This window comes from Paenibacillus sp. GCM10027626 (genome assembly GCF_042676285.1).
Classification (GTDB): Bacteria; Bacillota; Bacilli; order Paenibacillales; family Paenibacillaceae; genus Paenibacillus_Z.
Map to the genome: position 1 here is coordinate 1 of NZ_JBHTHC010000028.1, position 17,611 is coordinate 17,611.

At 47.5% G+C, this 17,611-nt stretch carries 14 protein-coding genes and 1 pseudogene; 6 read left to right on the top strand and 9 right to left on the bottom strand.

Annotated elements, in window-relative coordinates; genetic code table 11:
• Positions 1-256: 256 nt before the first annotated feature.
• From ACFQ0N_RS33330 to ACFQ0N_RS33350, 5 genes and pseudogenes are all read right to left on the bottom strand, one after another.
• Positions 257-649: pseudogene (locus ACFQ0N_RS33330) on the bottom strand (HIT family protein); the annotation flags it as partial.
• A 140-nt stretch (positions 650-789) separates the two neighbouring features.
• Positions 790-1,143, bottom strand: a complete 354-nt coding sequence (locus ACFQ0N_RS33335) for a hypothetical protein (protein WP_379334435.1) — start codon at positions 1,141-1,143, stop codon at positions 790-792.
• A gap of 308 nt (positions 1,144-1,451) precedes the next feature.
• Complete coding sequence (gene hisB / locus ACFQ0N_RS33340; RefSeq protein ID WP_379334504.1) at positions 1,452-2,036, bottom strand: imidazoleglycerol-phosphate dehydratase HisB; 585 nt, start codon at positions 2,034-2,036, stop codon at positions 1,452-1,454.
• Between the two features lie 271 nt (positions 2,037-2,307).
• Entirely contained in the window at positions 2,308-3,057 is a 750-nt protein-coding gene (locus ACFQ0N_RS33345) for a MerR family transcriptional regulator (protein ID WP_379334436.1), read from the bottom strand.
• A complete protein-coding gene (locus ACFQ0N_RS33350) occupies positions 3,032-3,958 on the bottom strand; it encodes a DUF2268 domain-containing putative Zn-dependent protease (RefSeq protein WP_379334437.1) in 927 nt (308 codons plus the stop codon). The genes ACFQ0N_RS33345 and ACFQ0N_RS33350 overlap by 26 nt, the downstream gene beginning before the upstream one ends.
• A gap of 831 nt (positions 3,959-4,789) precedes the next feature.
• On the opposite strand from ACFQ0N_RS33350, the gene ACFQ0N_RS33355 reads away from it, so the two are divergent.
• The 6 genes from ACFQ0N_RS33355 (at position 4,790) to ACFQ0N_RS33380 (ending at position 11,635) form a co-directional block, all read left to right on the top strand.
• A complete protein-coding gene (locus ACFQ0N_RS33355) occupies positions 4,790-5,476 on the top strand; it encodes a response regulator transcription factor (protein WP_379334438.1) in 687 nt (228 codons plus the stop codon).
• On the top strand, positions 5,477-7,018 hold the full coding sequence (locus tag ACFQ0N_RS33360) for a sensor histidine kinase (RefSeq protein WP_379334439.1): 1,542 nt from the start codon (positions 5,477-5,479) through the stop codon (positions 7,016-7,018).
• A gap of 205 nt (positions 7,019-7,223) precedes the next feature.
• Positions 7,224-8,402: a TolB family protein gene (locus ACFQ0N_RS33365; protein WP_379334440.1), complete on the top strand. Its 1,179-nt coding sequence runs from the start codon at positions 7,224-7,226 to the stop codon at positions 8,400-8,402.
• A 28-nt stretch (positions 8,403-8,430) separates the two neighbouring features.
• Complete coding sequence (locus tag ACFQ0N_RS33370; RefSeq protein WP_379334441.1) at positions 8,431-9,126, top strand: stalk domain-containing protein; 696 nt, start codon at positions 8,431-8,433, stop codon at positions 9,124-9,126.
• 222 nt (positions 9,127-9,348) lie between these two features.
• Positions 9,349-9,858 carry a GyrI-like domain-containing protein gene (locus tag ACFQ0N_RS33375; protein ID WP_379334442.1) on the top strand — a complete coding sequence of 170 codons (510 nt, stop codon included), beginning with the start codon at positions 9,349-9,351 and terminating at the stop codon, positions 9,856-9,858.
• 802 nt (positions 9,859-10,660) lie between these two features.
• Positions 10,661-11,635 carry a MerR family transcriptional regulator gene (locus ACFQ0N_RS33380; RefSeq protein ID WP_379334443.1) on the top strand — a complete coding sequence of 325 codons (975 nt, stop codon included), beginning with the start codon at positions 10,661-10,663 and terminating at the stop codon, positions 11,633-11,635.
• On the opposite strand, the gene ACFQ0N_RS33385 is transcribed toward ACFQ0N_RS33380, so the two are convergent.
• From ACFQ0N_RS33385 to ACFQ0N_RS33400, 4 genes are all read right to left on the bottom strand, one after another.
• Positions 11,617-13,095 carry an alpha/beta hydrolase family protein gene (locus tag ACFQ0N_RS33385; protein ID WP_379334444.1) on the bottom strand — a complete coding sequence of 493 codons (1,479 nt, stop codon included), beginning with the start codon at positions 13,093-13,095 and terminating at the stop codon, positions 11,617-11,619. The two genes, ACFQ0N_RS33380 and ACFQ0N_RS33385, sit on opposite strands and share 19 nt — an antisense overlap.
• 373 nt (positions 13,096-13,468) lie before the next feature.
• Positions 13,469-15,748, bottom strand: coding sequence for a glycoside hydrolase family 3 C-terminal domain-containing protein (locus ACFQ0N_RS33390; RefSeq protein ID WP_379334445.1), 2,280 nt, complete (start codon positions 15,746-15,748; stop codon positions 13,469-13,471).
• A 24-nt stretch (positions 15,749-15,772) separates the two neighbouring features.
• Positions 15,773-16,654 carry a carbohydrate ABC transporter permease gene (locus ACFQ0N_RS33395; RefSeq protein ID WP_379334446.1) on the bottom strand — a complete coding sequence of 294 codons (882 nt, stop codon included), beginning with the start codon at positions 16,652-16,654 and terminating at the stop codon, positions 15,773-15,775.
• Positions 16,655-16,678: 24 nt separating this feature from the next.
• The gene (locus ACFQ0N_RS33400; RefSeq protein ID WP_379334447.1) at positions 16,679-17,611 is read right to left on the bottom strand and encodes an ABC transporter permease; all 933 of its coding nucleotides are present in this window, start codon (positions 17,609-17,611) and stop codon (positions 16,679-16,681) included.

Below are 17,611 nucleotides of genomic sequence, written 5' to 3' on the forward strand. Positions count from 1 at the left end.
CGGCATATCCATTGGCATACCTTTTCCTAAGGAATGGCTTCAGCCTCTGTTCTGCCGACTCCACCTGTTCTTCATACCTCATGGCCTGTCAGCGATGACGCACGCAGGAGTATTGGCGGGATGGTTTTGGGAAACATGGTTCCATCATTCCCATCCTCAGTTGCAAAGTTAAGATAACATAGATGTAATCTCCTGCTTTTCACGCTGTTATGCGCTTATAGCAGAACTTGTCGAATGGTACCCGTTAGCTTAATAACTAGTGATTTATCAATCTTATTAATTTCTCTCTAGTTTCGGTCAAACGATTCTTGGCATTTGTGGTGTCTGGAGGTTCAACCCATCCGAATCCATCTGATTCATAGCGTGGGAAGACATGCATATGGTAGTGTGTTAAATCATTAAATTTACCACCATTTTGAATAATGGTAATTCCATCAGGTTGGAACTGGGCTTTTAGCAGCTTTGCCAGCACTGCGGATGTCTTCATGATCTCACTGGCAGTAAGTTCATCCAGATCATCGACATCATGGTAGTGTTGTTTTGGAAGTATTAGTATGTGCCCTTCATTTAAAGGAGCAATATCAAGGATGCAAGTTAGAAAATCATTTTCGTAAACAATGTTTGTATCGATCATATTATTGGCAAGTTTGCAACCAAAACACTAATTCTCTGACAAATCATTCCCCCCTCAATACTCCGTTTCAATAATAAGTATTCTGCAATACTTTCCCACTATCCTGCCCGTTAGTTGAGAAAAGCCAGTGCGGTAGACCTTTCGGTATTGAACTATCACGTCAATCTTTCGGAGATAGTTTTACTTATTTCTTCAGGGTTTTTAACATCAATGATTAACTTTGATATTTTAAATTTACCAACAAGAAAATTATTCAAGTCAAAATGAAGGGTATCAACCTCATTATTAAAAAAGTAGAGATGATAACCTCCATTGAATCTAAATAATCCATTTCTTGTTCCTCCAAAAGAAAAACCATAAATCTTGAAAGCATTTGGTATGGGTCTACCTGTTGTTATCCCCTTAATCGAAGAGTATGGAATTTGCAACCCGTTATCTAATTTTAAAAAGGGCGGATTTCCAAGATCGATATTTAAATGGGTTTCCATTAATTGAATTGTACGTTCCATTCGTTTAGTCCACCATTTCATAACGCTTTAGTATTTTTAAAATATATTTTCATATTATACCATATATAATCTTATTTATAGAATTTATTGAGCTAATTTACCCAAGAACTGAACATGCAAGCGAATATTTCGCCGGTTGCATGATGGAATATTACATTATCCTGCCCATTAGCTTAATGAACACAAGGAGCAGGCTGCCGCGGCAAACTTCTCCTTGTGTGCTGAACTAATGTGCTAATCGTCAGATGTCCAATGAAACAAATTCCTCCCCCTAATTTTTTACACGTAAGCGTCTATACATATTTTTTTCATAATGATAACGTACCCTTCGTAGACGGAATAACATCGCCTGTTATCCTAATTGCTTTCTTCAACGCATCGCCGAATGCTACGAAAATTGCCTCATTTATATGGTGTGTATTTCTGCCGTATTCCAAATTGATGTGCATGGTTATCCCGCTATTATGCGCTACAGCGTGAAAAAACTCTTCGGTTAATTCGGTTTCAAACTCGCCTGCTCGTGTTGACGGCATTTCCACGTTAAACACTAAGAAAGAGCGATTAGATATACTCAAATCCACTAATGCTAAGCTCTCATCCATAGGTATACGCGAACTACCATAACGGTTTATGCCTTTTTTATCCCCTATAGCCTTTTTGATTGCTTGCCCCAAGCATATTCCTATGTCCTCAACCGTGTGATGCCCATCTATCTCTAAATCACCTTTGCAATCCACATTTAGTTTTATTCCTGCCCTAAAAGCAAAAAGCGTGAGCATATGGTTAAAGAATGCAATTCCCGTGTTGATGTTGCCTTCACTGTATTCATCGAGATTAAGCTCCAGTTTAATTTCTGTTTCTTTTGTTTTTCTGTTAATTAATGCCTCTCGCACCATAACAAACTCCCTTCTTAACTGAGGTATTGCCTTTTGGTATTGCTAGCCGAATGAATTCGATTAAGACCACACCCTTTATCACTTTACTTCTCTAATATATTATCGCAATAAAGTGATAATGTAAAGTTATGTAAGTCGGTCAGCCACGCTATCCTGCCCGTTACTTTAATGTAAAAACGGCAACCGATCGCGTGGCAGACTGCCGTCATGTCTTGGTGCTGTTTGAGTTTTTACAATGCCCTTCCCATTTTCCGCCGAATTTTCCTGTTCACGATTGAGATATATGATGCATAATAGCACTGTGTAGGAAATCTGCGAAATCCTCATTGCTATATTGATTAAAGTAGTTTTTGAATCGTGCATCGAATTTGTAGGTATTGGCAATGCAAGCCAGTAACTCTGCATCACATGTCATGAATTGCATTAGATTTTTTTTCCACTCCTCGATTAATCGCTGAACTTCATCGGAGGAAGGATCTTGATGGATACAAGATGCAATTTGTTTGAATATTTGTTCAACTTCGGAAAAACGCTCCTCTTTTTCATCTAGTGATAATTTTTCTATCGTTTGATTATACTCTTTATACGCCTCTGTTTCGCCATAAATGAATCTTGCCTCATTTGCATACTGTTCTTTCAATGGCAAAACGGAAGAACTGTTGAAGATCTGCAAATTACTAATATCATTCCCCGAAACGTATTCTTCGAGAGCAACCATGATGGTTTCTAGTCTTTGTTTTCTCGATAATAAGGTTTGTCTCTGCTTCTTTAATATTTGTTTCTGTTCTTGCTTGGTCAGCTTTAAAATGTCCGCAATTTCTTTCAAGGAAAAATCCAATTCCTTTAAGAACAAAATAGTTTGAAGTTTTTCCAAACTGCTTCGATCATATAGGCGATACCCTTTTTCCGTCAGATGTGTCGGTTTAAATAAATGAATTCTATCATAATAATGCAGGGTCCGAGCTGTAATGCCTGTAATCTGGACAATATCTTTAACCGCTAATAATGGTTTCTTCATCCCAAAATCCTTTTACTTCGTCTAGTATTTGAGCAGCAGGTGTTATTGTGGCCTCAAAGATCGTTCTTCCTGTTTTTCTTAAATAATATTGGATTAAATAATATCCGCAAGCGTAGCCAGCGCTAAAAGGCATATTGACCGGTTTAAAGTTTTGAAGTTTTGCGATCTCGTCACCGTAAAGATACGGAGCAAACTTATCAAACCCGGTTAATTGCAATTGCTCTCTAAGCACAGGCTTTATGCGCCTGTTAAGTGTTTCTGCGTTTGTTTTCGTTACCCAAGGGCCGAGCAATTCTTCTCCAAACATGAACGTAGCATAGTTTTCAGCTAGTCCTTCACTTACAATTAGCTCGCCCAAATTAACGGTGTGATCCCACTGAATAAATTGATATCGCACATTATGGTTGCATTCGTGCGCCAGCGAAGCCTTCATTCGAGGAATCGTGTACTCATTAGGCAAGAGTGTACCCCAGATAAACCCGGGAATGCCCCCAAAGCCGCTATATCCTTCGTTTATTGTTAAGGCACGGTTTTCCGGATTCCCTAGTTGAATGGTAAACAAATATTCGGATACGGGGAGATTTATTTCATGTTCAATAAATAGACGGAGGCTTTTCCTTACAGCATCCTCACACTCTGACCAAAAAGAATCTGACGAAATCAACTCTATCTCAGATGAGATCTGCTGGGTAATCTGATCAGGGGATCGATGCATCATACTATTATACGTAATAACGTCAAAACCATTCGCTTCTTCAGCTCTAAAAGGGATTTGTTGAATTTGCCATTGTTTCATAAAGGGAGCCATCATTTCGTTTCTGAATAATTCAAACTTTTCCTCGGGCGAAGTTTGGGCAACTTTTTGATAAATTTGGTCTGAACGCAATGTTTTTATGTTCATATCTCTCACTCCTAGTTATTTATAGTGAGAATTATGCACTATGACCTAACGTCATAGTCAAGTACTTTGGATCAAATACTGAAATTTAGGTACATTTTTGGCTCAACCTTGAAATCAGTGCTTGACTTCCTCTAACGCCAAACTAACTGGATTTTATGTAGGTAAATAAGCCAGATTAGATGATTTTTGCAATCTAACTGGAAATGATGCAGCTAGTTCGGACCAAATCGTTCCCTTTCATCTCGTTCCCCAATTCTAACGGCAGTTTTTCCATTTAGATTAGCTTTCTAGCCAACCCATGCAAGAACGAACTACAGAAATTACATTTAGTTAGCCAAGGCCAAGAACGATCTGTCGTGGAAGCCTCTCAAAGTCAAGGACTGATTATGGTTTTGAGCCACATTTTTCATATTAAAAGTAGGATCGAAAGAGGAATTCCCATATTATTGACCTTCACATTATTTATTTGGCTATACGGAGAGTACCTCTTCACAACCCATTCATAAAATACTCGATAAGCCGAACTGGAATCAGATACAGAAAAAATGAACGTGCCCTGTACTTCTCTACGGCTTAACTTTGTATCGACAAGAAATTTGTCATCCTCTTCATTTAAGAATATATCATAAGTTCTAACTTTATTTTTGAATCCCACAGCAATTAAAGGAATAAACGTCGAGTATATTTATCCCCTTCCTTCCTGATATAATTGATCTCAGCAGAAAGCGGAACATGCTTTAGGTTTATTTGACGCAAACGGGAAGCTGATCTATTTCATCAGGTTTGAGGTGGAGGAGCAATACATGGTACAAAGCATGCGAGGTGATGTTCATGATCAAAATACTTGTGGTGGATGACGAGAGCAGCATCCGGGCGGCTGTAGCTTATGCGCTGCGAAGGGAAGGGTATGAGGTGGAGATGGCTGCGGACGGTCAGGAGGCGCTGGACAAGGTGGAGACGTTCCGACCTACGGTTATGGTGCTTGATGTCATGATGCCTCGTGTAAGCGGTTATGACGTATGCCGCAAGCTGGATGGCCGGCCGCGGCCTGCGATTCTGTTACTGACTGTCAAGGATGATATTGTCGATAAAGTGCTGGGACTGGAGCTAGGCGCTGACGATTACATGACCAAGCCCTTTGATATGCGGGAGCTGCTGGCCAGAGTCAAGGCGCTATCACGCCGGGGAGGTTATGTACAACAAATGCAGCAGGAGCAGCAGGATGTGCTGAGACTGGGAGAATTGTCCGCAGAGCTGTTTAGCCGCGCGGTATCTATTCAAGGTGAACTGCTGGATTTAACGCCTAAGGAATTTGATCTGCTGGTATTGCTGATGCGCAATCCGGGGCGGGTCTATTCACGGGAAGTGCTGCTGGAGAAGGTGTGGGATATGGATTTTGCGGGTGGCACACGCACGGTGGACATGCATGTGCAGCGTCTGCGCAAAAAGCTGGGCAGTCACCACGGGCTCATTCAAACCGTTTACGGAATCGGCTATAAAAGCACGGGGTCACCCTAGATGACCGGCAAATTTCGGCTGGGCCTGAAGGGGAAAATGTCGTTGTTACTCGCCCTGCTTCTCGTTTTTATCGTAACTTGCCTGAGCGTGCTGGTGCTGAGCGGCATCCGTGAGAACCAACGAACCATGCTGGAGCAGTCTTTTACCCAACAGGCAGAAGCCGCCAATCTGCGCGTGCGTGAGGAATATCTGACCGAAGGCAGGATTCCGCCGGACCAGTTTATGAAGCAGACGGGTCAACGGCTGGCCGTGGATTTGGGGGCACAAAGCGGTATGGCGGTGACGCTGTATACGGTGGATGGCTCATTTGCCGGCACCTCGCTGCCATTTCAGCCTCGGGCCGATGTGCAGGATGCTCTGCAATTTACAGCTCAGGGGCAGTGGGCATACATTACCGAAGGGGATCAGCTGTTGTTTCTCGCTCCCCTGTACAATGCCGAACAGCGTCTGGGCACGGTGCAGTTTCATGCTTCGCTCGCCGAGCAAAATGCTTTTTACGCCCGAATTCGCCAGTTGTTTCTTATTGCCGGTGCCACCGTGCTGGGTGTCGGTTTCCTGATCGGTTACCTGTATGTCCGGCGGCAGGTCAATGTCATTGACCGGCTGAACAGAGCGGCATCGCAAATTGGTCAAGGGGATTATCTATCGGCCCCTTCGGTAGTCAGAAAAGATGAGCTGGGCGAGCTTGCACAAGGAATCTATGAGATGAGCGGCAGCATCTCCACGTCTGTCGGTGCTTTGCATGAAGAAAAGCAGAAGCTGCTTGAAACAGTGGGGCGGCTGCGAGAACTGGAGCAGCAGCAAAAGCAGTTCATCGGCAATATCAGCCATGAGCTAAAGACGCCGTTAACCTCGATTATCGCGTACGCCGACTTGTTGAATATGTACAGCGATGATCCTGCCCTGCTGGATGATGCCGGAAGGCGCATCCATGTAGAGGCACAGAGACTGTACAGTCTTGTGGAGAAGGCGCTGCAGTTGTCAGCGATGGATGTTTACGAGTTTGAGACACAGGCGGAGGCCGTTCCGCTGCGACCCTTGCTGGAGGAGGCTGTGGCCCGGATGCAAGGAAAGGCGGACAGCTGCAGGGTTACGATTCATACTTCGTTGGTTGAAGGTGAGGTGTGGGCCGATCCTGAGAACGTGATGCACATCATGCTTAATTTACTGGACAATGCGATAAAATATAACCGACCAGGCGGACAAGTTCACCTGCTTAACTACACTGCAGCGTCAGCAGACGGAGCACACCGGATGATCATCGAGGTTGCCGATACGGGAATCGGTATTCCGGAGGAAGCCGTATCCCGTATTTTCGATCCGTTTTATACGGTCAGTAGAGACCGATCAAGAGCTAGCGGCGGAACAGGACTTGGGCTAGCTCTGGTTCGCAATCTGACCGAGAAGCAAGGGGGATCCGTACAGCTTGTAGAGACGGGGCCGGACGGGGCGCGTCTCAGGGTGGAGCTTCTACTGCATGCCTCCGGTTCGGAAAGGATAAACTATACACAAAATGACGAAGGCGAAACCCGGAATGAATGAGCTCATCCGGGCTTTTCGCCGTGATTCAGACAGTTCCGGCCTCATGGATTGTTTACAAGTTCGTTACAAGCTAGATATCTTTGCGCAATATTGTCTCTCTATACTAAAGGCCATGGGAGAGATTGCAGCGGGTTGGATCGAAAGGAGACAATAACTGTATCAAGCGGCCCGGGTCAGAATAATTTTTTTAAGCAGGAGGTCCTCGATGAATATCAACAAAGGGAAATACATCGCCGGTCTGCTTGCCGCGACCTTGCTGTCAGCCGGCATCTTATCCGGCTGTAACGCAGAGCAGAAGGGCAGCACAGCGCAGGTACGCAGACCGCCGGATACAACTGACCAAACCAGCACCGGGACGGGAGGAAAACGTGAACTGACAGTAGTCAAAGATAGCAAACCGCCTGCTGAGCAAGGGATTGCCGTGCAGCGTATACACCGGATTGATAGCGCAAATATCGAGAAATGGCTCTCAGATCAAGAACTGGAGATCCAAGTAACCACGTTGGAGAAGCAGGCCACCGCTACGAAGGAAGCGCAATATAGCTACAGCCGGTTCCGTTTTGATCTGGAGACTGGCAAGCGGCTGAGCATTGAGGAACAGACAGGAGCGGGTCAGGGAGAAGTCATCAAATCATTCCTATCGCCGGATGGGAAATACAGCTTCATTCAGACCTGGAAGAACAAATATACGGCCGTGAATGCGATCAAAAATATGGCTACAGGGGAGCAGCATGAAGTCGCGGTCGACAATTATATGGAAGTGGGCGGCTGGCTCAATAATGACTCCTATGTTCTTGCCGCCGGCTCGATGAATGGCCGGGGCGAGATATGGAACATATCCGTGGACGGTACCCGGGAGAAGATCGAGCTGCAGGATTCTGAAGTAGAGAGCTTCACCCAATTTGCAACGGGTAACGGGACGATTTATTACACAGATGCCAAAAACCGCATGAAAAGCTTTACCCCTACACAATCCCGGCCAACCCTGCTTGCAACGGATGTCTCCACCTTGAGTCTGTCGCCTGACAGTCAGCGGATTGCCGTTTCCACCGCAAGAAGCGGCGGGCAGGAAGAATCGCGCCTGCTCATCTACGATACGGGTGGTCATGTACAAGGCTTGCTGATCGGTAAAGGCGATTTGCTGTCCCATCAATCCTGGTCCCCCGATTCCTCCAGGCTGGCCTTCGCGGTTTATACCGAGGATAAGGGCGGGATGAATGGTATCTATATTTTTGATACGGTCTCCGGCAAGGTCTCGCCGCTCGGGTTATCGTATTACCCGGTATATCCGCTAAGCTGGAACCCTTCCGGCTCCAGGCTGGGTATCACTGTGGATGATAAAGAGAAGCTTATCGTAACACATATTGTCGATTTCAAAAAATGATTTTGTTAAGAAAAAGGAGAGATTCGTTGTGAAAAAAACACTTTTGTCCGCCATCGTATTGGGAATGACTTTATCGGGAGCCGCCGGTGTATATGCCGGAAGCAAGCTGGAGAAGATCAACGCTTATCTGAATCAAGGCATTACCTTTAAAGTAAACGGAGCCGTTCAATCCTTAACAGACAGTAATGGCAAAAAGCTGGCGCCGATCACCTATCAAAATACGACATATTTGCCGGTGCGGGCCATCTCCAACCTGGCTGGAATCAATGTAGGGTTCGATGCTGCCAGCCAGCAGATTTGGCTGGAAACGAAACAGGCCGGCGATAGCCCTGCAGGTGAATGGACAGCCATCAATTACAGTGACGCACAGATAAAGGCAATCAAAAAGGCTTTCGCCAATTTTGAATCCTTTGAGACGGCCTATGCTCCAAAGCAAATGGCCAAAGACGACAGCTACGTTGAAGCGAAAGCTACGGGCGATGGAGTCAATCTGATCTTTAAGCAAATGACCGTTAATGTGTCGCCACGGGATTATTCCACCGACTATAAATCCAAGGCGGTCAAGCTGTCCAACGGCGTCAGCGCGAAGTGGTATACGCCTTCCGATACGCCGCTGCTGGGCTTCCAACTGGACGACCGGACGGTGACGATCAGTTCTCCTGACGGTTCCCTGAGCAGCAGCCAAATTGAACAGATCGCTGTTAGTGTAGCTGAACTGAAGTAAGTAATAGCAGAAGTACAGTTTTTAAAACCAAAAGGAACTCCTGATTTGGGGTTCTTTTTTGTTTTATAAACATAAGCTATGGGGCTCCATCCGCCGCGGCGCACCAAAACGGGCAGGATAATGAAAAAATCGCCCTTTACAACCGAACATACATTCGATACAATTGAATTGGTTTATTTTCCCACCGATATGAAAAGAAAATGAACGGAGAGATGTTCACTTATGATTATCGAAACCAAAATCATCGAGAAACCAGCCTTTAGCGTCGTTGGCATTACAGAAACGATTCATTTCGATCCGTCTTTGCCGCCTTCACAGAATGCCATTGCAAAGCTATGGAGCCGATTCGGCAAGCGTATTGAAGAAATTCCGGGCCTTCTTGGCTCGCGCAGCTTTGGACTCATGATGCAAAATCCGGACAACTCGTCTGACAAGCCATTTGATTATACGGCCGCCGCGCAAATCTTTCAGGATGGTGACATTCCCGAGGGGATGTCCCGTATTGAGGTGCCGGATGCGCGTTATATCGTGTTGACTCATCGAGGCCCGCTGGATGACATTGGAAGCGGGTTCCATCATTTCTGGGGACATTGGTTGCCTAAGAGTCCTTATGTTTACGACGGCGGAACAAACACAGGTAAGTATGAGTTTGAGTTTTACGATCAGCGCTATACGCATCCAGACGATCCGCATTCTGAGATTGATTTGTATTTTCCTATTCGCGCGAAATAATGCTGACGATAGCGCAAGAAAATTCAAACCATGATAAGGCTGCCGCGTTGAATGGCAGCCTTGTTACGCTGACAGGCAGGATAGTGTAACCATAAAGGTTTTAATACCATTTGGCGAATTAATCAAACCAAACATCGGTTGTCTATGCTTATGATGATGTCGGTTATTATACGCGAACATGGCATACTGGATATGAGCGCAGCGAAGATGTTATTCCTTGAAGCTTACTAGGTTTAAGTCAATGTCCTTGTATCAACTGTGTAAATTATCGAAAATCAGTTCACCAAACGGCTAACTCGGTAAGTGGTTGAGAGGCTTCCATGACAGATCGTTCTTGGCCTTGGCTAACTAAATGTAATTTCTGCAGTTCGTTCTTGCATGATTTGGCTAGAAAGCCAATCTAAATGGAAAAAATGCCGTTAGAATTAGAGAACGAGATGAAAGTGATCGATTTAGTCCGAACTAGCTGCATCATTTCCAGGTAGATTGCAAAAATCATCTAATCCGGCTTATTTACCTACATAAAATCCAGTTAGTTTGGCGTTGGAGGAAGTCAAGCACTGATCTCAAGGTTGAGCCTAAATTTTAATTCAGAATTTAAACGATCGTATCTTTCCACATGATCCGGGAGAAATGCTCATTGCGTTGACGGACAGCTGACGCATTGGGAAATTTCGCGTCAGCTCCTGGGGTCTTTTTTGTGCTGGGTGAATAACAGGTAAAACAAGCAAATTGAAAATCGTCATTCCTTTCGGTACAATTAATTCCAAACATCGTATGATTCCAACCGAGGGGCGATCACTTGCGTAAAGATACCAAAACCATCGGCGAGGTGGCCAAGCTGCTGGGCACAACCGTTAAAACCGTCCGTTATTATGACGACATCGCTCTATTGAAACCATCGAGCCACAGCGAAGGCGGACACCGGTTATATACTCCTGAAGATATTTCCCGTCTGCGGTTGATCACAACGCTGCGCTATCTGGACTTCGGCATTGACGAGATCCGCCAAGTAATGGCCGGAGAGATTCAGCTCACTACAGCACTCGACTGGCAGATTGAAGCGTTGGAGACCCAGGTCAGCACTCTGACCAATATGATTTCGATTCTGCGCCAAGCCAAAGAGCATGATTCAACAGGCACTTCCCTGCATTACTTGAATGAGCTGGTCGACTCTTTGTCCATGAATGCCGATAAGCGAAACCGGTTCATATCCAGCAAAATAGAAGAAATACAGGCGCTCGGTCAGTTGCCGGCCGAATGGCAGGATACCTTTTTATATTTGTTCAATAAATATATTATCAACGAAGTCAAAGTGACGGCTGGGCAAACCGTAGCTTGGAACGAACTGCAAGCGCTTATGAACGATTCGCAGTACCTGGAGGATCTTGTCCATTACGAACTGCACTTTTTCAATATGGTCAGGCACCCCCGCGTTCCCGCTGCGGCCTGGATCAGAATGCTGGAGAACATCCGGGTCCGGGTGGAAGCGGCCCTGCAACAAAGATTTTCAGCAGACAGCGCTGTTGTACAGACTATTGTTGAAGATTTTGTGTTGATGTATGCGAGTCCGGAGCAGTTCCGTGATAAAGCCGCCTTTTTCCGCCAATATGCTCAATCCATGCTTCATGCTCCTACCGAACGGATGGAACGGTTCAATAAGCTGTGCTTGCTCCTCAATCCCAAATGGGACGTCGTTGTAAGAGGCAACGCCTTGCTGATGCAAGGATTGCAATGGAAACTCAGGCAGGAGGACTCTCACTCCGCTCCTTGTTGAAGTGTATACTCCGGATGGTCTCCAAGGTTACGGTCCAAATATTGCAAGGGCTGCCCTTTCAGATAATGGTCAAAAAAATCAAGCGTGTACTCGTTAATCAGCTCATGCGTTCTGCGCGCGTCCACCCCTTCCATCCATTCAAACAAGGGGGTGAGCAGATACAGGTCCGAGAAACTCATATGTTTGCTGTGCTTAAAAACCATCCAATAATTCCCGCCGGCGGTTACCGGCTCATACCGTGCAAACAGCTCATCATAGTAGGCTGCAATCTCTTCCCTGTCCGTCCCCAGCGCGGCAATCTCTGCATCGCCGGTGTGGTCCACCCCTTTTAACGTGTCATCAGCACTCATGAGCAGAAAAGGCTTCTTCAAGCCGTCTGCAGGAATCCGCTTTTCACCGTAAAGCACACCATCCATATTAATACCCGCTTGTATTCTGGAATCGTCCAGTAGCATTTGCACCGTCGTGGCTCCCCCAAAGGAATGGCCGAACATGCCCACATGTTCAAGATCGATCCGGCCGGTAAACAGACCGCCAGGGTCATTCGCAGACAATGCCTCGATTTGGTCAAGCACGAACTTCGCATCTTCCACCCAGACTTGATTGCGCCCGTCCATAAAAGAATACTTCATTTGTTCGTAGCCCGTCTTGCCTTCCGAATCAAACTTCACAACATGCTGGTCTGGAAATACGGAAGCCACGCTGCTATAGGCATGTTCAATCCCTACGACAATATAGCCGTGACTTGCCAATTGCTCGACTTGAAACATGTTCTGATTCTTGTAGCCCATAAATCCATGTGAGAACAAAAGCACAGGATATTTAGATTCCATATCCGCTAGCCCGGCATTCACAATAGCGTGGGTGTTGACCAGTTTCAACCCTGAGAACAAAAACTCCGGCAGCTGCAACAATTCATGCAGTCCTTCTACATACGGAGCAGGATCAGATAAATATGGGGCCGCTTTCCCTCTAGCCTCCGAACTTGCCGGATACCAGATTTGAACCATTAATTCGCGGGAATCACCTGGCGCTTCAGTAAACTTTTCTTCCCGTGCAGAATCGGTCCAATGGTAGGTCACTGTTCCTATCGCGTAGGGGCCTGTGGGTTTCGCAAAAGAAAATATAGGGAACAGGAGCGGCAGAACAATGGCCACGGCAGCATAAACCGCCGCAACTCCTCCAAGGAGTACTGTCTTCCATCGCCGCCGCGGCTTGCTTGCTGGCCTTGCTGCGGCTCGGAAGAAAAGTCTTGCTCCTCCCGCAATCGCCCATATTGTGATCAGATATACCGGAATCATCGGCCACCGCAATCCTTCCACGAATGCATGGACAAGCAGCAAAACAGCACCAATGCCGCCGCCTATCAGCCACTCGCGCTGTGATTTGGAACGCCCCAAGGTTAACCACCCCATCAACAATACATGAAATAAGACAAGCCCGATTTCAATCAATCTCATGATCTATATCCTCCTTGAATTTCTCTTCTGGCTGCCGCCTGATCCCAAGTATAAAACCTCCTTCTAGAGGAGTTTCAACACCTGTTTATTCAAGGAAATACTGGCCAAGTATTCGGAAGAAGCCGGTCTTCTTAACTAATGGGCAGTTTAGTGATGGTGGCTACCGCCAAAAGTATTGCTCCATTTTTCTTCATAATCGGTTCTAAGCGCCGATCTTAATTCCGTGGAACAATTCAAAAAAACGGCCGCTGTTCGCATCATTGCGACAGGGCCGTTTTTTGTTTTTCATACGCTAGCTTCAAATTGCTATTCTTGCCAAACACTCATAGGGTCCCATGGTTTAATCTGATCGACAGTCACATATCTGCGTTCGCTAACTGTTCTCCCGCGCCCCTATCGTATTCACATGGTGCAAAAGCCCCTCCAGCATTTCGTCGGTGAACGCCCCTTTGCTGAAAGCGACTAGCGATCGAAGCGGCATTTCCCGGATAAACACAGCCATCATCTCCGAGCTGTGCTTATCTTGGGAATCGGACAGTTCTTGCGTAAATTGGCGAATGATCGGCTCAACCCGAGGATCGGCGATCAAATCCGACAAGGACGACTGGCGGTCGTATTGCCTTACGATCGAAGTTGTCGAACGGAGGGTTACCGTCTCTTCCAGCAAAATATGCCGAGAAGACTGGCCGATCAGAATATCGAACTCTCCCGTCTCCGCGTGCCAATCTTTAAGCTCTGGATCATAATAAGCGAACGCCCTCTTATCCAAATTAAAGACTATTTCTTTGGCTTCCCCGGCATGGAGCTCGACTTTCGCGAATGCCTTCAGTTCCTTCTCCGGCCGAACCAATCGGCTCACCTTGTCCTTTACATACAATTGAATCGTTTCCTTGCCTGTTCGATCGCCTGTATTTCGAACCCAAAGACGCACGGTGAGCGTTTCTTGATCGCTGAAATCTTTCTTATCGAGATACAAATCGCTGTATTCGAACGACGTATAGCTTAAGCCGAAGCCGAACGGATAAAGCGGCTCGATATTGCGGCTGTCATAATAGCGGTAGCCGATGAAGAGGCCTTCGCGATATTCGCAGCGATCGCCCTCGCCCGGAAAACCGAGGTAAGCCGGCGTGCTTGGCAGATCGACCGGGAACGTTTCCGCAAGTTTGCCGCACGGATTCGCATCTCCGAACAGAATGTCCGCAAGCGCGCCTCCAAAGGCTTGGCCGCCCAAGTAAGCTTCAACGATTCCGCCCGCATGCTTCGCCCAAGGCATCTCCACGGGGGAGCCGTTGCACAAAACGACAATGACCCGCTCCTGAACTTGCGCTACGGCGCGGATAATCTCGGCTTGGTTAAAGGGAATCCGCAGATGCCGCCGATCATACGCCTCCGATTCGCAGCGCTCGGGTAGTCCGACGATAACGATAGCCGCTTCGGCTTCCGCCGCTGCCGCTCTCGCCTCCTCTTCCCACGCCTTGTTGATGGCCTCGCTGTCCAGATCGTAGCCTTGCGCGTAGACAAGCTCTCTGCCTTCGCCCAGCTTGGCGGCAATTGCGGCTTCAACATCGTCCACTTGCGTCGGCTTCATATGCGAACTTCCACCGCCTTGAATTTTCGGCGAACGGACCATTGCTCCTATAAGCGCGATCTTACGCTGCGCCTTGGACAACGGAAGCAGGCTCGCCTCGTTCTTAAGGAGCACCATGCTTTCTGCTGCGGCCTTCCGGGCAAGATTATGATGACGCTCATAATCGCAATCGATCGGCTGCCCGGAACGCTTCGCGGAGAGAACAGCCAATTGCAGCACCCGCTCGACCGCACGGTCCAGCGCTTCTTCGGTCAATGCCCCGCTTTGCACCGCCTTGATAATGCTTGCAGGACCGTAGCCTTCGCTCGAAGGCATCTCCAAATCAAGCCCGGTCCGAATTCCTTCCGACAGCACGTTCACCGCTCCCCAATCGGAGACGACCGCGCCCTCAAACCCCCATTCCTGCTTCAGAATTTGATTCAACAAATGCGGATGCTCCGAGCAATAAGCTCCATTGACCCGATTGTAGGCGCTCATGATCGTCCACGGCTGACTGCCCTTGACGGCAATCTCGAAGGCGTTCAAGTATAGCTCCCGCAGCGCTCTTTCTTCTACGACAGCATCGGTCGTCATCCGCCGCTCTTCCTTATTGTTGCAAGCATAATGCTTCAACGAGGTGCCAACGTTCTGGCTCTGAACGCCGTTAATGTAAGCTTTGGCCATCTCACCCGACAAATAGGGGTCCTCCGAGAAATATTCGAAGTTCCTCCCGTTTAGGGGAGAGCGCTTCAGGTTCACGCCAGGCCCGAGCAAAATATCCACTCCCGCCGCATGACACTCCTTCCCGAGCGCAACGCCGATCTCCGTCAGCAGTTCCCGGTCCCAGGAGGACGCCAGCGCGGACGCCGATGGAAAGCAAGTGGCCGGAGCGCTGTCGCTCACATCGAAGTTGACTTCAAATTCGTCAAGCTTCCTTAACCCGTGGGGGCCGTTCATCATGACGATGGACGGGATGCCCAATCTTTCCAGCGCGTTCGTTCTCCAATAATCCTTGCCTGAGCATAAGCTCGCCTTCTCCTCCAAGGTCATGAGGGAAAGCCATTCCTTTACTTTTGTAGGCTTCATCCGTCTGTTCCTCCCCGCTCCTGCCTATCCTTTTACCGCGCCGATCGCTATGCCTTTAATGAGATATTTTTGAAAGAAGGGATACATGGCGATAATCGGCAGAACGCCGACTACGGCGATTGCCATCTTCACGGTCATGCTGGGCAAATTCGCCCCGGCCTCGCCTAATTGCGCGCTGAACTTGCTTTCCGTCAGAAACTGAATGTCCGTCAGCATTCGATTTAGAATGTTCTGAACACTGAATAGCTTGGAATTCGTCACGTAGATCATGCCGTTAAACCAGTCGTTCCAGTAGATGATCGTCTGAATTAGGCCTACGGTGGCCACGATCGGCATCGACAGCGGCAAAATAATTCTCCAGAAAATTTTGAATTCTCCAGCTCCGTCTATTTGCGCCGCTTCGATTAAGGCCGGAGGGATCGTCGTCATGAAAAAGGTCCGCATCAGCAGCACGTTAAAACCGTTCATCAGCAATCCGGGCACGATAAGCGCCAGAATCGTATTTTTAATATCGAAATATTGCACATAGATCAAATAAGTCGGGGTCAGCCCGCCATTGAACAGCAAGGTAAAAAAAACGAAAAATGCAACTCCCCCGCGCCATGGAACGCCTTGTCTCGACATCGGGTAAGCGAGCATCGCGGTCATGAGCAAACTCGCCGCCGTGCCGAAAATCGTTATAAACACCGTTACGCCGTATGCCCGCACGAGTTGATCGGAATGATTCCATAAGTAACGGTAAGCCTCCAAACCCAGTTGATCGGGAAAAAAGGTGTAGCCCTGCCGCAAGATCGAGCCTTCATCCGATACGGATGAGATGACGAGCAGCAGGAAGGGCAGCACGCAGGCCGCCGCTAGGGCAAGCATCGGAAGATGAAGCCAAATTCCCCTGTTGATCCTATTCATGCTTCTCCACTCCAGTCCCAAACCTTAGAACAATGCGCTGTCCTTGTTGAATTTGCGCACCGCGTAATTCGATAGCAGCACCAGCACGAAGCCGACGATGGACTGGTACAGCCCTGCGGCGGAAGACATCCCGATATCTCCGAGGTTCATAAGTGCCCGGTACACATAGGTGTCGATTACCTGAGTCGTATCGTTTAGCGCTCCCGAGCCTAGCGGAACTTGATAGAACAGGCCGAAATCCGAATAGAAAATTTTGCCGATAGCGAGCAAGGTCATCATAATGATGATCGGGGACAGCAGAGGCAGCGTAATGCTGCGGATTTGCTGCCATTTGGAGGCACCGTCCAGCTTGGCCGCCTCGTAATATTCCGGATCGATCCCGATAATCGCCGCCAAGTAAATGACGCACAGGAAGCCGGCCCCCTTCCACAAGCTGATGATCGTCAGGATGAACGGCCAATACCGTGATTCGCTGTACCACGAAATCTCCTCTATCCCGAGAAACGGAAGCACGGTCTTGTTCATGAAGCCAGTATCCATGCTCAGCAAAGAGTAGGCCAAATAGCTGACGATAACCATCGAGATGAGATGAGGCAGCAACAGCACGCTCTGATAAAATCTCGACATGAATCGGCTGCGAATTTCATTAAGCGCAATCGCGATGCCGACGGCAAAGGCCGTATTCAGAATAATAAAAGAAAAATTATAAAGGATCGTGTTTCTTGTGATGATGTAGGCATCCTGGGTCTTGAACAAATATTCAAAGTTTCTAAGGCCGACCCACTCGCTGCCGAGCAGTCCCTTCGCAAAATTGTAATCCTTGAAGGCGATCAGCAGCCCGAACATCGGCAAGTAGTTGTTGATTAGCAAATAGGCCAAGCCCGGTACCATCATGAGCAGCAGAACACTGTATTTGCGTATGCCGTTCTTCCGGCGGAGCCGATAGGTCTGTTCCAT

Bases quoted from the DNA above. Each gene is read 5' to 3' on its own strand.
- ACFQ0N_RS33335 (WP_379334435.1), bottom strand. From the start codon at position 1,143: ATGGAACGTACAATTCAATTAATGGAAACCCATTTAAATATCGATCTT.
- ACFQ0N_RS33345 (WP_379334436.1), bottom strand. From the start codon at position 3,057: ATGAAGAAACCATTATTAGCGGTTAAAGATATTGTCCAGATTACAGGC.
- ACFQ0N_RS33350 (WP_379334437.1), bottom strand. From the start codon at position 3,958: ATGAACATAAAAACATTGCGTTCAGACCAAATTTATCAAAAAGTTGCC.
- ACFQ0N_RS33355 (WP_379334438.1), top strand. From the start codon at position 4,790: ATGATCAAAATACTTGTGGTGGATGACGAGAGCAGCATCCGGGCGGCT.
- ACFQ0N_RS33360 (WP_379334439.1), top strand. From the start codon at position 5,477: ATGACCGGCAAATTTCGGCTGGGCCTGAAGGGGAAAATGTCGTTGTTA.
- ACFQ0N_RS33365 (WP_379334440.1), top strand. From the start codon at position 7,224: ATGAATATCAACAAAGGGAAATACATCGCCGGTCTGCTTGCCGCGACC.
- ACFQ0N_RS33375 (WP_379334442.1), top strand. From the start codon at position 9,349: ATGATTATCGAAACCAAAATCATCGAGAAACCAGCCTTTAGCGTCGTT.
- ACFQ0N_RS33385 (WP_379334444.1), bottom strand. From the start codon at position 13,095: ATGAGATTGATTGAAATCGGGCTTGTCTTATTTCATGTATTGTTGATG.
- ACFQ0N_RS33390 (WP_379334445.1), bottom strand. From the start codon at position 15,748: ATGAAGCCTACAAAAGTAAAGGAATGGCTTTCCCTCATGACCTTGGAG.
- ACFQ0N_RS33395 (WP_379334446.1), bottom strand. From the start codon at position 16,654: ATGAATAGGATCAACAGGGGAATTTGGCTTCATCTTCCGATGCTTGCC.
- ACFQ0N_RS33400 (WP_379334447.1), bottom strand. From the start codon at position 17,611: ATGGAACAGACCTATCGGCTCCGCCGGAAGAACGGCATACGCAAATAC.